Origin of the sequence: Rubripirellula obstinata (assembly GCF_001642955.1) — a bacterium.
Lineage (GTDB): Bacteria > Planctomycetota > Planctomycetia > Pirellulales > Pirellulaceae > Rubripirellula > Rubripirellula obstinata.
Genome location: NZ_LWSK01000003.1, coordinates 104,809 through 121,683 on the forward strand (window position 1 = coordinate 104,809; position 16,875 = coordinate 121,683).

Below are 16,875 nucleotides of genomic sequence, written 5' to 3' on the forward strand. Positions count from 1 at the left end.
GTTTATTGTGCTCTTAATGAATCAATCAGCGGCATGCGGCTGATTCGACGTGTTGCCAACCATCCTGCACCTAAGCCAAACAGCAAAATGCCGACCACAATCATGACCGGTTCGACGATCGGTGGTCGGACCCCAGAAAACCAAGCATGGGGCAAGACCGCTAGAACCGCGCACAATAATCCACAGCCAATTCCCATCACCAACAATGAAGCCGTTTCCGTGATCACCATCAAACTCAAACGGCTGCGTGTAAAGCCCATCGATCGCATCACCGCCAATTCACTTCGTCGTTCGATCACGCTGCGAATTTGCGCAACGGCCAAGCCAACGGTGCCCAACAACAATCCGAGCGCCCCCAAACTCTGGAAGGTTCGCAGGTAAGTATTCTGCACCGCCAACATGCCAGCCAACACATCACTGGCACTGGAAACATCCATTCCAACGTCACCCAACCGGCTTTCTAGCAACGCGGAAACGGTGTCCGCTTTCTCGGCAGGAGTGTCGAACAAAAAGAACTGATAACCGCTGATGTCGGGGAAGGTTGTCTCGAAATTGGTTTCGCCAATCAGCAGTTGGCCTTGCAACACTGAATTGGAAAGCAGGCCGACCACTTCAAAGAAAACCGGCTTTCCAGCTTCGTACTCGAACGATTTGACTTGACCAATCCCACCCGTCATTTGCAAACTCCACATCGCCGTGTTCTGGTCAATCACAACGGGAATCGGATCTGATTCAGTTCCACTCGCGTGCCTAGAAAGATTGTCCCAAGGCGTTTCACCTTCTTGCAAATCGGCGTGGGATGCCCAGTCAAATCCTGCGATTGAATCGCGGCGATTGATCAGATTACCGAATTTAGTTGGCACTCCGATCACGGTCGGTTTAGTCGCTTGATACAGATTGTTGCAACTGGCGTCCTGGCCCAATCGCAATCGCATCGGCGCGATCGTGATTTCATTCAAATCCGCGGCCGAACGACCAAACGTTTCTTGGCGAGCTTTTGGATCCTGCAAGTCGATGAAGACCGGCTGGGCTGATCTCGCCATCAACTCAAAACCGCCCGTTCCACCTTCACTTGGTTGCAAACGAAAAGCGGAGATGGCAATGATCAAGAACGATGCAACTGCCATCAAACCGATCGTCATCGTGCTTCGCAGTGGTCGCCGTGATGCGTTTAAGGTTGACAATCGTGAAATCGACAATGGCGTCTCTTTCGCGCCGAGTGAATGTCGCCCTTGAGCCAGACGGTGAAAGATCGCCAGCAACGCAGCCATTAACAGCATCATCCCGCCACCAATGAAGCCGCCCGCCGCTGCTTGTCCGCCGCTGATCGCACCGAAGCAACCCAGCAACAACGCAAACACCGCCATGCCACGAGCGATCCAAGGGATTCGCGAACTTTTTGTATTCGAAGTTGAATACGATACGACATCGACATCGCCGCCACCGAGTAATCGTTGGGCGTTCACTTTGGTTAGCCAACGCGTCGTGAACCAAAGCGTCATCGCCGCAGTTGCGAAGCCGGCGATCGCGCCGATCGCCAAGCTGGTGAACGTGTAATGAAACGTCAAAAACGGAACCGTCACCGCGCCGACCCATGCGGTTCGCAGTGCCCACAGCACACACCAGGCATAGGCAATGCCGCCAACGATTCCCAGCATCGCTCCGATACCGCTGGTGATGACGCCTTCGCCCATCATTGCGGCGCGGGTTGTTGATGGCGTCCAGCCCATCGCCATCATCGTGCCCATTTGCTGAGTTCGTTCGGTCAATCCCAGTCGCAACAACATCGCGATTAGCAAAACCGCTGCTGCGATGACAAAGAAGCTGAGTGCCAAGAACAGACCGTCAAACGGCGTCGTTCCCCGCGACGCTGCAAGCTGTTGACGTCGAATCGGAATCGCTTCCCAGCCAAGATCACTCAAATGCGGACGCAGCAACTCGTTGATCTTACTTTGCAAACTTTCTAAATCCGTTGCAGCCGCCGCGTCGATCCGCAATGAAGTAGTATCGCCAAATCGACTGCCAAACAAACGATGGCCTTCAGAGAGCGGCAAGAATGCCTTAGGCGTTAAACGATAGTCGTTCCAGTAATCATCGTCGGCGCTGTTGATTTTTCTTTGCAACTGAAACGGAAGATCCCAATCGCTGATCGAATCTTGGTCCGTCACCCCTGGGACAAGCGGCGTCAAATCGGGATCGTTGTAAACGGTGGGTGGCTGATCAAATTGGGCGGCGCTGCGACGTCGGTAAGGACGTGATGGCTCGGTGATCGGGACAACTTCGGTGACGACCGCATCGAAGTATCGTTCGATCTCTTTGCCGTTTTCAACTTCCGGTTCGTAGTAGGCGACCCGCAACTTTGTCCCAACTTCCGCCCCCAGTTGCTCCGATGCCCACGAATTGATCACCAACGGAACAACAGTCGAATCACTTTTTGAGCTTTCCGATGCGGGGATCGTGAAATCGAGAGGCACGTCGTTTGACGAATCCATCGCGGTGATGGTGCTGTAGGGGACCGAGGCGACGACGGCACCCGATTCGTCTAATCGCTCGATTGCGTTGGCGAGGTAAGTGGTGATGGGAACGACTTTTTGGCTGCCAAATTCACGGATCACTTCGTCAACGACGGTTTCGGGCAACAACAGTCGATCACTAGTCAGCGTGTAGTAATCAAAGACGGCCTCGTCTTCAAAATTCTTCGTGATTCGGCGGAGTGAAAGTCCGAGATCATCCACACCAACGTTCAAGTCACCGGTTTCAATCTCGCGATCAAACAGCAACATGTTGGCTTGTCCATCGCGGTCCAACACCTCGCCAATCAACGTTCGTGACACATAGATGTTTTGCGGTGCTGCTTGGCTGGGCGAGAGCGAAAACCGGCCGAGTCCTCGGTCTTCGATCACCGCGACGACTTTCATTCTCGGCAAGCCTTCGCTGGTCGCGTCTCGACGCCCCAGCGGGCTGTCTGCTGGCACCGCTTGTTCGGCGGGCAGACGAACCGTGATCAGGTCGCCTTTCTGGACGCCCAATTCATCGGCCGCCGAAGCATTGATCACCACGCCATCATCGCTGGGGAATTCGGCGGGCCGGATTCCCAACGAATCCAGGTTCCAGAAATCCTGGTCGATGCCAATGATCTGAACGGACCCCGCACGACGAATCAGGTCGGAACCGTCATCGTTGTCATCCGAGTCGACTTTTGATTCAGCGATTCCGGTGGGAAAGTAGATCAGCGGAATGGGCTGAAGGTCATCACCCGCAATCCCGTCCGAATCAAAGAATCCCATCGGAGCGACCATCGACTCGGTCGATCCAAGACGCTGGATCGTCAAATCGGCCAAGCTGCCACGCATCGAATCGCCGACCAGCAAAGCGCCCGTGATCACGGCGGTTGCGGTCGCCACTCCGATCGCCACCGCTGCTGAAATTCGCCAATAATGGCGGATGGATGCGAGGATGAATCCCCAAGTCGAAAGCGGAGCAGAGGTCACGGAAACGATCGTATGAATTAGGTCGATTGGTTCAATTAAACAGGAACCCTTCCATCATATCGGCGATTGAAAAGCAAAGTAGGCCGCAACCCTGGCAGTCTTTAACGCTTCGCAGGGTTCTGTGTCGTCTACACCTTGCGACGCCTGCAATGGCTCTAGCAGGACAGGTGTTCCCTAGCCCGAATGCGAACCGATACCAAGCACCAGACGGAACTGACGAAGGACAGAACATTCTGACATGACCGGTTCAAGGATGAACCCCTGGTACGACTGAATACAGTGCGACTGAATACTCAAACTGAAACAACTGGACATGCACGCGCGGTAATCGCGTTTGTCATGCTGGGCTCAGTTATTGCGATCGCTGGTTGTGCATCGAATCGCAATGCACCAACGGACACCCTTGCCCAATCCGAACCGCAGCAGCAGCGTTCGCCGTTCATGCCAGCGTCGTTTTTGCAAAACACGCCGTTAATTTCAGAGAATCAGTCGCCGTATCAGCGTGATGATCCGAGTCGAACCGCGGACAGTCTGATCGACGAACTTGAAGACGCCCTGCAGCTTGCGGATGTCAATCAGCAAAAAGAACGGCAAATCGGTGACGTTGGGTTGTCGGGCCAGACCTATTCCGAAGTCGCCCAGCCTCGCAACGCGACCGAGTTGCCTGAAAACTTTCGGGATCTAACCGAGTCCGAAATGCTGTCGATCGCGATGGCGAATAGCCCTGTGCTAAGACCGCTTGGAATTCGGATTCTGGAGAACCCAGACGCCGCCACCACGTTGCTGGACCCCGCGATCGCCCAGTCCGATCCGTTCTTTGGTCCCGATGCAGCTTTGTCCGCTTTTGATTCACAACTTAGCGCCGGCCTGAACACGCAAAACAATGATCGTGTTTTCAACAACACCATTCTTGGCGGCGATGTCCAGGAACTAACGCAGGACTTCAGCACCGCGAATGCAGGTCTTCGCAAGCAGACGATCTCCGGTGCAACGATCAATCTTGGTGCGTTGCATCAGTACGACAACAACAATCGCGACGGCAACCGTTTTCGAAACTACTGGGAAACGCAATACGAAGCCAGCATTCGTCAGCCTCTGTTGCAAGGTGCTGGCCGTGATTTCAATCTGATCGCAGGCCCCAATGCAAGACCAGGGTTTAACTTTTCAAACGGGATCGTGATCGCTCGTTTGAACGTCAAGATGACCGAGACTGACTTTGAAATCGAAGTTCGTGATTTTGTTCGCGATCTGTACACAGCTTACTGGGGATTGCAGCAACAATACGAAAACGCTCGCAACATTCACGTCGCTAAAGATCTGGCTTATCAAACGTGGCAGTCCGTGCTGGCTCGTCGTCAGGCCAAATTGACCGGTGGCGAAGCAAACAAAGAGGCGCAGGCACGTGCTCGCTATTATGGTTTCGTTCGACAACTACAAACAGCACTCGGTGGTGATGCTGGGCAGACCGGCCTGTACGTTAGTGAACGCAACCTGCGTCGTTTGATGGGGCTACCTATCGTCGATCATCAATTGCTTCGACCGATCGATGAAGCGCCCACCGTTCGGTTTCGTTTTGATTTTGATAATCTGGCCAGCCGAGCTATCGGTCAGCGGGCGGAGTTGACTCGGCAATCGCTGCGAGTTCAACAAGAAGAACAGAGACTGATCGCGTCCAAGAATTTCTTGTTGCCGCAATTGGACATGATCGGACGTTATCGAATGCGAGGCTTTGGTGACGATTTGACCGGTGGTGGTGAACGCTTTGCGAGTGCCTACAAAGATCTATTTTCGCTTGATCATCAGGAATGGGAATTCGGCGTTGAGATGGGTGTCGCGGCCGGACGCCGACAAGCCCACGCGGCGGTCCGAAACGCATCGCTGCAGGTTCGCCGTGAACGATCGGTATTGATCGAACAGCAGCGAACGGTTCGACATCAGGTTGCCGATGCGCACGCCGAAGTTGCATCAAGCTACGCTGCGTTAGAAGCGTCGATGGCGCAAGTCGATGCGGCGTCCGAGCGGTTGCGGGCATCGCAGGTGCAGTTCAAAGCGGATAAAATACAAATCGAGTTTTTGCTGGAGGCTCAAGAAGAATTGCTACGGGCTCAAACTCAGTTAGCTGGCGATGTCGCGAGGTACGCAATTTCGCTGGTCAACATCGGGACCGTGGGCGGGTCTCTTTTGGATGACGTTGGAATTCACATTCATCGCGGTTGCTGTGGCAACCAATTGATTTACGCCGGACAGTAATGCCGAAACGCAAACCGGAAATTCGATTGCGCACCTACGGGATCTATACGCCGTGGGATCACGAGTCGAAAGAACTGCCGCGCTTTCAAGAACTGACGACTCGCATTCCTGCCAAGATTGACATCGAGTTTGGTTTCGTCGTCAACATCAAGGGCGCAAAAAACCAGGAACTCGATTTCTGTATCGATCATCCTGGGATCCGAGACGACAAGGGCAAGCGACGTCGGCCGTTTGACGGAACCGTTTACGTCAAAACCAACGACTGGGATTTCTATCTCGGCGATACGATTTGGGAACCGATCTCGGACAAGATTGGACCTTGGCGAATGACGCTGGAACTGGGCGGCGAAGTCATCGCTGATAAGACCTTCGACGTGGTGGCCGAATAGCCAGTATTCGATTTTCACGCGTGCTGCGCATTGTCGATTGTGCTCTGTAACGACATACTTGGCCGCTAAATCGGCGATGCTGTACTTTCATCGTGGAAATTTCAGACCCAATCATTGTCGCGATGGAGGCAAGCAAGTTGGCCCGCAAGAAACCTGCTCGGAAACGTCCAAACAAGCCAGATGCCCTGCCAAAACCACTGGCGCACCCTGACAACAAAGCATTGTCTCCCGACGCGATGTTTAACTTGTTGCGGGTGCTATCCGAAGCGGGGGCACCAGAACCTGTTTTGCAGGCGGCTGCCAATGCCCAGAACGCCGCCGCAAGTGGTGACATCCAACCCCTTCTAGAATTCTTTGAGGCGATCGGTCTCGATCCAAACCAGATCGATGCGGATGGTGGGCTGGGGCCAACACAGGATCCTTGCGACGTGTTTCCAATGTCCAGCCCGAGGGCCGCTGCCGTGCTGCTGGCGAACCAATCCGAGGACAGGACAATCGAAGAGGAGGTTGAATTCATGGAATCGGTTTTGGCGATCGATCCTAAATCCGTCGAAGCGCTGATCGGCATGGCAATGGAATGCGACGATTCCGACGCGGTCAAGTACTTTCACCAAGCATGCGAATTTGGAGTCAAGAAGCTTAAGCAGGACTACAGGCTGACTAATTACTGGATCGGTCTTCGAAATCAGATGGGCGTCGACTTAGTCGAACGTGCTCGTCTTACTGATGCCATCGAAATTCTTTTGCCAGCGATTGATGAAGACGAACGTGACGGCGCGGGAACGCGTTTCTTCATCATCGATCTGATGCTGCGTCTTGGTTGGTGGGACGAATTGGGCGAGTTGCTTGGTCGGTTCCCAGACGATGGCATCGGTCCGGGAATCTTCGCAAAAGCGATTCGCTTGCACCACTTGCAACCTGAAAGCGAAGAGGCCGTGAAGGCTTTGAAAGACGCGCATCGAGACAAACCGTTCGTTGCACCGATTTTGATTTCCCCCCTTCCATTGCCAACCAACCTAGCGTCTCGATACGCGCTAGGCAGTCGGGAAGAAGGCTTCGTCATCGCCCGCTATTTGAAACCTGGATTGCGAGCGAACCCAGGCACCATTCGCTGGATCCGCGACTCGTTGAATCTTTCAGTGGACGATCAAGACGGGGCGTCAGAAAGATGGAAAGAAACCGAGGACGAGAAATACGAAGAATACGAGCATAAACCGGGGCCGGGTGACCTTCACATCGCCTTGGATCTGCCAGAAGTCGATGAGACTTGGATTTATCATGGCCAAAAAAATCGTGGAGGAGATTATCTTTGTCTGGTGTTGTGCGAGGACACGCCAGTGAGTTTTGGATCGTGTGAGTCAGCACCAAAGACGCGTGAACTGAGGCAGTTCATTCTGGATGCCGTTTGTGATCCGTTGTTCGGTAAGCCACGACGTCCTCGCTTGATTCGGGTTGCTAACAAGGCAACGTTGAACATGCTTCAAAAAGGGGTCGGCACTTACGGTGTTGCCTGCGAATGCGTGAAGCCATCGGCGTTTGAAAAGATGGCTTTTAAAGAGATCGCCGAACAGGCAGGTCGCGGGTTGAAGATGATGGAAGAGTCCGAAGGTTCCTCGCTCGCTGATTTCGATATCGACAAAATCCCCGGGACTGACTCGCCTTGGTTTGTTGCCGTCATGCAACCGCCAATCTGGGTTGGAGATCAATCGACGCCCTATCGTCCGTATCTTCAATTGGTCGTCGACGGTGAAGATGGAATGATTTTGAAGACCGAAATGACGCAGGCCATACCGACCGCAAAGCAGCAAGTCGAAACGGTTGCCGATACCATGCTGCGGCCCATGACCGGATCACCACGGTGCCCCGGCGTGATCGTCACCCATCCACAATTGGACCGCGCTGAATTCGATTCTGCTATGCGGGAACTGACCAATTCAGATTGTGTGGAAATCGTTTCGGGGGACGATGAGATTTCGAGCCTGTTTAAATCACTGATCATTGACATGGTGCGTTCCAACGATCCGACCGGCATGGCGTTGATTGAACAAGACGGCGTGGATTCGGAACTGCTAGGCAGGTTGTATCAGGCTGCGGCGCGGTTCTATCGTGTCTCGCCATGGAATCTGGTCGGCGGCGACCAACTGATTCGTGTTGTCTCCGGTTCAACACCCGGTCATCAATGGGGTGTTGGAGTCATGGGACAGATGGGCCAAACCATGGGACTATCGGTCATTGACGGAGTCGACACTGCGAAAGCAATGGTTCGCGAAGAATGCGACATGAACCGCTTATCCGCAATCTCCGTTCAGTTCGATGAAGCATTCGATCTTCCGCCGCGAGAATTGTGGCAAATCGAAACTGAGAATTATGAAATCGCCAATGAAGAAGCGTATCCGTTGTTCTTGAGGATCAAAAATGGAGAAGGTGGGCACACGGTGGATGCCGGCGAAATTCGAGCGTTAATTGATATGCTCAACCACCTGCCAGCGTTTCTGCGGCAAGACAGAACGAAGGAAACGACCGTGCATGGTGTCGCTGGAACCGCGTCGCATCTTGAATTGCAATGGATCAGTGTTTGATTTGATTGCGTCATTCTCAAAGCCTTGTTGCTACAATTGTCAATGAGCAGGATCTTCCTGATTGTTCTGACATGCCACCTGTTGGGCTTAAATTCGCGATGCGAACTACCATTCTGTTTCTTTGCCTGACGCTTTATCCATCGACGCTTCCTTTGTCAGTGGGTCACGCGGACTTTCCGGTGCCCTACAACACCGAGCCAACATCCGACGAAACATTGATGCCGGCCGACCAGGCCGCAGCGAAGATGTCGGTACCCGATGGATTTCGAGTGACTGCGTTTGCGGCGGAACCGGATGTGCAGAATCCGATCGCTTCGGCTTGGGATTCGCGAGGCCGACTTTGGGTCGCTGAAAATTACACCTACGCCGAACGGTCGCAGAAGTTCCAACTGGACCTACGCGATCGAATCATTGTTTTTGACGGAACTGACAAGGGCAAGTTCAATAAGCGAACTGTTTTTACAGACAACGTCCAAATGCTAACTGGGGTTGAAGTGGGGCGTCACGGGAAACGTCATGGCGTTTGGATGATGTGTCCACCCAAATTGATCTTTGTGCCTGATGAAGATCGCGACGATGTTCCCGACAACGATGGCGAAGTTGTTTTGGATGGTTTCAAAGTTGCCGAGTCGAACTACCACAACTTTGCCAATGGAATTCGATTCGGGCCTGACGGTTGGCTCTACGGTCGTTGCGGCGGATCGTGCCCAGGACGAATCGGGAAACCGGGAACACCCGACGATCAGCGATTGGCTCTTGAAGGTGGCATGTGGCGATATCACCCGGACCGTGGTGACGTGGAAGTGTTGACGACGGGAACGACGAATCCTTGGGGGCACGACTTTAACGATGTCGGCGAAGGCTTCTTCATTAACACCGTCAACGGTCACTTCTGGCACATGATTCCCGGTGCTCATTTCACTCGCCCGTTCACGCTGGATCCGAACAGGAAAACGTTTGAACTGATCGACTTTCACGCCGACCATTGGCACTTTGATACCGGCGGTGCTTGGCACGAATCGCGTGACGGTGTGGCGAATTCCTACGGCGGCGGTCACGCGCATTGTGGTGCAATGATTTATCAAGGTGGAAGTTGGCCGGAAGAGTATCATGGCAATCTTTTCACGCTGAATTTCCATGGTCGCCGGGTCAATCAGGAAGTGATTCGGCGAAAGGGAAGCGGCTATGTTGCCAGCCACGCCGAAGATCTTTTTCTGTCTGCTGATCCCTGGTTTCGCGGAATGGAAATCACCAGCGGGCCGGATGGAAACGCGTTCATTTTGGACTGGAGCGACGCAGGCGAGTGCCACGAACACACGGGCGTTCACCGAACCAGCGGCAGAATTTTTAAGGTGATTGGACCAGTAAACGAAACTTCTAAAGTTGCAAAACTTGACGAACTTGATGTTGCTTTGTGGAACCAAAAATCCTTGGCGGAAACTGTCAGTGGTGAAAATGTTTGGTTTCGCCGGCAGGCGAGTTTGGAATTGGCTAGGCGAGCCGCGGGCGGTGATCGTTTGTTGGAAGCGAAGTCATTGCTTCGAGATGTCATCAATCGATCGGAGGACCATCGGCAAGTTGTTCAAGCAATGTTGATGATGAACGCGATGGGTGATTGGGTGACGAATTTTCAGCATGCGAATGAACATGTTCGAGCGGCAAGCATTCGGATCGCGACCGAGCGATTGCCGCTGGATGATGCGTTGGGCATGCAGTCGAAGCCTCCGCCAAGCGTCACCACGCGAATGATCGAGACAAAGTTGTTGCCAAAGCTGGAAACAATGGCTCAGCACGATCCGTCGCAGTTGGTTCAATTGACACTCGCATCATCACTGCAGCGATTGTCGATTTTGGGGCGAGCGAGAATTGCGAAACAACTTTGCAAACGAAGCGACGCCGAAGGCGACCACAACTTGCCGTTGATGATCTGGTACGGGCTGATTCCTGTTGCGCAGTCGCAACCAGAATTGCTGGTCGATGTCGCTCAGACTTGCAAGCTTTCGATCACGCTGCGATTGATCTCGCGGTCGCTTGCTGAGCAGATCGGCACCGAAGCTGCGCCGGTTAACGATCTGATCGATCAAACGCTCGCGTCGAAAATTCCATCGCACCAAAGTTCGGTTTTGGCTGGCCTTTCAGAAGGTTTGCGGGGTTGGCGAAAGGCACCTCGGCCAGACGCTTGGGACGCAGACATTTTAGAAGAGCTATCTCGCAAGATTCCGGACACACTCGCGCCGATGATCAATGAATTGAGTGTCGTTTTTGGCGATGGTCGCGCTGTCGAGGAATTGATGAGCGTTGCAACCGGAAAGACACCCGCCGATTACGCATCACGAAATGCTGCACTTGCAACACTGATTCAAACCGACGCACCGGGCATCAAAGATGTATGCCAATCATTATTAAAAAATGCAAAGATCAATGTCACCGCAGCGGGCGGCTTGGCGCGTTATGAAGATCCGGAACTGGGTCGCATCCTAACGGCACGCTACCGAAATTTTCGCGCACCTGATCGCCCAAAGCTGATGTCGATTTTGGTTTCTCGAAAATCGTTTGCGATGCCCATGCTGGCTGCAATGTCGAAGGGAAAGATCCAGCGAGATGCTTTGACGCCTTACCACGTTCGGCAAATGATCGGACTCGGGGATCAAGAGCTTAACGAAACGATCAGCAGAGTTTGGGGAACGATCAACGACACTCCCAAAGCAATTGACCAACGGATTGCTGATTTGAAACAACTGCTTGGTGAACCCGTTTTGGCAGGGGCCGACAAATCAAATGGCCGAGTTCTGTTTACGAAGCTTTGTCAAAGTTGCCATCAGCTCTATGGCGAAGGAAGTCATATTGGTCCTGACCTAACCGGTGCCGGCCGAAGCAATCTGGATTACCTGTTGGACAACATTGTTGCACCCAGTCGCGTCGTTGATAAGGATTACCGGATGACCATGATTTTGACGGATGATGATCGCATCGTTAGCGGGTTGGTGACGGGCGAAAATGATCGAGTGATCACGGTTCAAACGGCGACGGAAGTGCAAAGAATCGAAAAAGACAAAGTCGCCGAACGTAAGCTGACTGATAAGTCGCCAATGCCCGATGGTTTGTTGGACGGATTGTCGGATTCCGAAGTCATGGACTTGATCGCATACCTGCGTCACCCCACCCAAGTCGCACTTCCCGGCTCGCAATCGACGGGCGATTCTTCTGGAACAGACGTAGAACGGAATTGATCCCGTTGATCGGAAGCGATGCTGGCTGCGGTTAACGGAACGAACTCCGTTCTACAGTGAATCATGGTCAAGCTGGGCGATGACATGAAGGTCTTTAAGAAGTTCTTGGTCGCTAAGAATGGAACGTCGCCATTGCGGACTGATCTCGCCAATGCTTTCTTTCGCAGCGGCAAGAACCCGATCACGGTTGGGACGGGGCATCGTAACATTCGATTCACTGGCACCTAGAACGCGATCATGCAGAATATAAAAGCCAGGACTTCGTAGTAGCTGCTCGAACCGAGTCGTTTCATTGGACTCTTGGCTTGCAGAATAGTCCGCAAGCGTTTGCCGATAGACCTGACTCACAAACGGTTCGGATGATTCTTGTGGCGTCATTAGTAAACCCCATTCGGCAAGAACCTTACCAATTGATTGGCTTGCCAGAATCATGGAAATTGGCACTGCAAAGATCAGCCCGGCGACGACGGGAATGAACCACAATGCGAGTGGCGTTGCCCAGACGAAAATCGATGAGGCAACCAGAACGCCTAAAACAGTTTGCCAGCCGTAATCGGCGATCGACTCTTTCAACGTCACCCCTTGTTCGCATCGGTTCTGAGCGTTCCAGGTAATCTTTCGGCCGCGCAGCGTGTTGATAACAAAACGCGAGTGTAGTAGCGCCATCAAAGGCGACAGCAAAACCGAAATGGCGGTTTCGATCAGAACGCTTGTGAAAAGCTGAATGACGCCACCGAACTGACTAGCCCGTTTCTGAATCACAATTGCCAACATGCCATAGAATTTCGGAATCAGCAGCAAACACATCGCGATCAGAAATAACGCAAGTGGTCCCGGCAGGTCGATGTTGTTGGGCGACTGACGTGAATCGAATCCCCATCCGGCAACCGAAAGCGCGGTCCAGGCCAACCACAATGGCGACGCGGCGTAAGCCAAAACTCCGCTGACAAAGTGAAGGCGACTAACCCAGTGGAAACCTTCGCTGACGATGAATCGGCTGTGCTGCAGATTCCCTTGGCACCAACGTTGGTCTCGCATCGCGTAATCGGTCAACGTCGTCGGGCATTCCTCGTAAGACCCCGCCAAATCATTCGCCAAACGAACCTTCCATCCGTCGCGAACCATCAATGCGGCCTCGACAAAATCGTGTGACAGGATCTCACCGCCCAGTGGAGCCTTCCCGGGCAAAACGGGAAGATCGCAGCTTTCGCGAAACGCCTTGATTCGCAAAATCGCGTTGTGTCCCCAATAGTTTCCTTGATCACCCGCCCATGCATCGAAGCCACGACAGCAAATTTGACCGTAAGCAGCCGCAGAGAATTGTTGAAGCCGAGCAAACAGTGACGTTCGGCCAATCGGCACCGGAGGCACTTGCAAAATGCCAAGCTTTGGATCAGCCGCCATCGCATCGACCATCGACAGAATCGTTGTGGGTTCCAACAAGCTATCCGCATCCAAGATGATCATGCAGTCATAGGGCTTGGACCAACGTTCGCAAAAATCCGCAATGTTACCAGCTTTGCGACCCTCGTTCTTGGCGCGATGCCGATAGAAAATGCTTGGCATGCAATCGGTTTGCTCCGTCGCGAGCTGTCGGTTCAGTCGCGACCAAGCGAGTTCCTCTGCGAGCCAAATTTCGGGGTCAGTGGTGTCGCTGAGAATGTAGAAATGAAGATCGCCAGCTCGTTCTGATCCGCTATCGGCGTCGTGCTGCTGGAGCGATAGAACCATCGCATGCACCCGAGCAAAAACGTCGTCGGGACTTTCGTTGTAGACCGGAACCAGCACAGCGGTTGGCTGAGAAACGCCCGGCTCCAAAACAAGTGGTTCAGACCGCGTCGTCAGCGATGCGAAGAACCCGCGAGTTGCCAAAACGAACGAGAAAACGATCCAGGTGAAGAGGATCGCGAACAAAGGCAGGGCAAGCAACTCGAACGGATTCCAACCGTTACGTGCCAAGTTCATTGCGTAGACAAGGATGCCCGAAGCTGATCCCAATGCGGTCAACAAAATCATCGGACCGCGACTTCGACCAACGGTCGCTCGCGTGGCAGGCACGGATGAACGTGCCGCGAACCCTGTTCTGTGACGATCAACGGACGATCGGTTGGATTTAGGCATCGCTCTGTGACGCTTGCATCTTCGACGGTCGTCGGTTGCCTTGAATGTTGCCCACGCCAGCCCGGTTGGGACGATCCCGATTGGGACGATCCCGATTGGGACGATCCTGATTGGGACGGGGAATCCAACTCGTCAGAACCGATTTCCACCACCCAAGTCGCAGTGGGCCAATCAATTGCGGAGTCGCATTGCGTTTGAAGTGCCTGACCTCTGCGAAAGGAATGACCATCGCGACCCGCTGGGTGATGCTTTCACTGGACGACGGTTTGCCAGAGCCTTCTCGGCTAAACGTTTGCGATGTGAAGAGAAGTTCATCGGTCCCCAAAAACGCAAATTGCTTGGACTCAATCCGATCACTCTGGTTTGATGTTTTCTCAGCGATTGCTGGTTGGGCCCTTCGTTGTTGTGCAGTTCGCTGTTGTGCAGTTCGCTGTTGGTTTGCCGACAAGTCCAACAAGCTTCGCATCGTGGCAGTCGCTTCGTGCAAACATTGCTGTTGAAAGCATGCGGATCGATTCGCAACCGCGACTGAGTCCATTCCCGAAACGCTTTCCCCCGAGTGAGAAGAATTGCTTACCGCGGCAAGCGTGCTCTCAACAATGCGAAGACTTTGCTCACGAAGGTAGTTTGCGTCGCGGATGCCACAACGAATCAGATATCGAGTGACACTCTCCACCGAAGCGTCAATTTCGTGTTGAGATGGAAGTGTACGAACGCCTGTCAGTAAGGTTGAATTCATCGAGTCCGCCTACGCGAAGAGAGAAGAGAAAAGTTTGAAGAGTGGCGAGAAGAGAACAGACGGAGTAACAAATGGTGCGCCAAACCTGAGTTTCCCGCGTGATTGTCGGCTTAAAAGCCGGATGATGCTGCTAACGAATCGACGCATCCGGTGACACTGCGGCGGCAAGGGGGAGATGTCTTCACCCTCAGCTTTCCAAGGGCGATCGATGCGCCTTCCCGCCTGTTTCTTTTTGTGACTGCTCGTCCAAAAATCGACTTGAGGTGAAAAGCGATTCCCCCCAGTCTGCTAGCTGCCCAGGCACTCGGTTGCACGGTTATTGGTCACCTAGGTCGAACTCAGATCCACCCAGATCGCTGACTCAACTTTCATCTTGCCACATCCCTCAAAAGGAACTAAAATTCCTCTATCGGCAATCAGTGACGCCGATAACGCCTTTAGCGTGTTTTCCTGTTTCGTCATTCACCCCTATTTTCATAAATCGTATGAAGCGTCGCTTGGTATTATTGAGTGGCTTGGCTGCAGCAACGTCACCGTTGCTTCCTGCAGCCAAATCATCATTTGCTTCGGACTTTCCTAGGCAAACAGATTTTTGGAGCAACTCTGTGGAGCAGGAACAAACCGAGTTCTTGAATGACTTGGGACAAAGGTGCTATCGATACTTAATCGAATCAGCACATCCAGTGACCGGTTTGGTGGCGGACCGCGGCCGAACAGACGGCAGCGGGTTTAGCGATCATTCAAGTTCGGCGGCTTGTGGTTTTGCATTAGCTGGCCACGGTGTCGCCGTGACCAAAGGATGGACTGATGCATCGTCGGCGAAAGATCGTGTTCGCCAAATGCTAACCAGTTTGTTGGATTTGGCGGAGCATGAACGAGGCTTTCTGTATCACTTCGTTGACCGGAAAACCGGCAAGCGGGCGATGCAATGCGAAGCTTCGACGATCGACACGGCGTTGCTAGTGGCTGGTGCGATGCACGCGTCACAGGTCTTTGCCGATGATTCAGAAATCGTTTCGATGGCCGATCGACTGTATCGTCGCGTTCAATGGAAAGCGATGTTGGGCAGAAACGGTTGCCTGCACATGGGGTGGAAGCCGGAAACAGGCTTGCTGCCGCATCAATGGGACACGTTTAGCGAACTTACGATTTTGGTTCTGCTTGCCATCGGGGCTCCTGAAAATGAGATTCCCGGCGAATGCTGGAACGCATGGCGACGGTCAAAGACGTTGCATCACAACGGCCAACCGTTCCTCAGTTATCCGCCGCTGTTTGTTCATCAGTATCCACACACCTTCTTTGATTTCCGAAAGGTTGTGTCCCCAAGTGGTCGCAGCTATTGGGAGAATTCCCAAACGGCTCACTACGCTCAGATTGAATACCTAAAATCGTTATCGCGAAACAGCACATCACACCGGCACTACGGCGATGATCTTTGGGGGATCACCAGCAGCGACAGTGCAACGGGATACCGTGATTGGGGCGGGCCATATCAAGACGGTGCTGCGTTCCCCGAACGTGGCATCGACGGGACGATTGTGCCCAGCGCCGCGGGCGGCGCGTTGGCGGTGGTCCCCGGACAGTCCATGCGAACGCTGATGTACCAACGAGAGCATTTTGGTCATTCTGTTTACGGACGATTCGGATTCGCAAACGCCTTTAATCCTGCCACCGGCTGGGTCGGACGCGATGTGATCGGAATCGACACCGGAATCACGCTGTTGTCGGCTGCTAACTTACTGGCGGAAAGCGTTTGGCAACCTTTCATGCAGCACCCGGCTGCAAGTCGTGCGTTGGACCGTGCTGGGTTTCGACCTGCTGCCTAGTAGTCCATGTCAGCTCAATCTTCGGTTAGGAGGTAGCGGAAGTCGCGTAGACTTTCGGCGTCCCCCTCGTAGCCGAAACTCTTGGCGAGTTTCGCTACCCGAAAATTGAGGTGACGCGGAATACTAGGGCAACGATCCAGAAACAACTTCCCAGTTTTCCCGTAGCTGGGCCCGTCAGGGTTCAGTCCATCAGGAACTGCACCCAACGCCGTGAAGGTTTCTAAACTGTTAAACCGCGTGGGCATCGCCC

The 16,875-nt window shown here is 53.4% G+C and carries 8 protein-coding genes; 5 read left to right on the top strand and 3 right to left on the bottom strand.

Going from position 1 to position 16,875, the window contains the following annotated elements:
• Positions 1-2: 2 nt before the first annotated feature.
• Entirely contained in the window at positions 3-3,491 is a 3,489-nt protein-coding gene (locus RC85_RS01985; RefSeq protein WP_068258195.1) for an ABC transporter permease, read from the bottom strand.
• 279 nt (positions 3,492-3,770) lie between these two features.
• On the opposite strand from RC85_RS01985, the gene RC85_RS01990 reads away from it, so the two are divergent.
• The 4 genes from RC85_RS01990 (at position 3,771) to RC85_RS02005 (ending at position 11,939) form a co-directional block, all read left to right on the top strand.
• Positions 3,771-5,741 (top strand): TolC family protein, encoded by a 1,971-nt coding sequence (locus RC85_RS01990; RefSeq protein ID WP_238383079.1) that lies wholly within the window; start codon positions 3,771-3,773, stop codon positions 5,739-5,741.
• Positions 5,741-6,130, top strand: a complete 390-nt coding sequence (locus tag RC85_RS01995) for a DUF3859 domain-containing protein (protein ID WP_068258196.1) — start codon at positions 5,741-5,743, stop codon at positions 6,128-6,130. The genes RC85_RS01990 and RC85_RS01995 overlap by 1 nt, the downstream gene beginning before the upstream one ends.
• Before the next feature lie 92 nt (positions 6,131-6,222).
• The gene (locus tag RC85_RS02000) at positions 6,223-8,709 is read left to right on the top strand and encodes a tetratricopeptide repeat protein (protein ID WP_068258197.1); all 2,487 of its coding nucleotides are present in this window, start codon (positions 6,223-6,225) and stop codon (positions 8,707-8,709) included.
• Positions 8,710-8,807: 98 nt separating this feature from the next.
• The gene (locus RC85_RS02005) at positions 8,808-11,939 is read left to right on the top strand and encodes a PVC-type heme-binding CxxCH protein (protein WP_160148169.1); all 3,132 of its coding nucleotides are present in this window, start codon (positions 8,808-8,810) and stop codon (positions 11,937-11,939) included.
• A gap of 51 nt (positions 11,940-11,990) precedes the next feature.
• Here the strand turns inward: RC85_RS02005 and mdoH are convergent, their stop codons facing one another.
• Both mdoH and RC85_RS27380 read right to left on the bottom strand, forming a co-directional pair.
• Positions 11,991-13,997, bottom strand: a complete 2,007-nt coding sequence (gene mdoH, locus RC85_RS02010) for a glucans biosynthesis glucosyltransferase MdoH (protein ID WP_235033367.1) — start codon at positions 13,995-13,997, stop codon at positions 11,991-11,993.
• A 55-nt stretch (positions 13,998-14,052) separates the two neighbouring features.
• Positions 14,053-14,799 carry a hypothetical protein gene (locus tag RC85_RS27380; protein ID WP_068258199.1) on the bottom strand — a complete coding sequence of 249 codons (747 nt, stop codon included), beginning with the start codon at positions 14,797-14,799 and terminating at the stop codon, positions 14,053-14,055.
• A gap of 605 nt (positions 14,800-15,404) precedes the next feature.
• Between RC85_RS27380 and RC85_RS02020 the strand changes: the two genes are divergently transcribed.
• The gene (locus tag RC85_RS02020) at positions 15,405-16,625 is read left to right on the top strand and encodes a glucoamylase family protein (protein ID WP_420821382.1); all 1,221 of its coding nucleotides are present in this window, start codon (positions 15,405-15,407) and stop codon (positions 16,623-16,625) included.
• Positions 16,626-16,875: the final 250 nt, after the last annotated feature.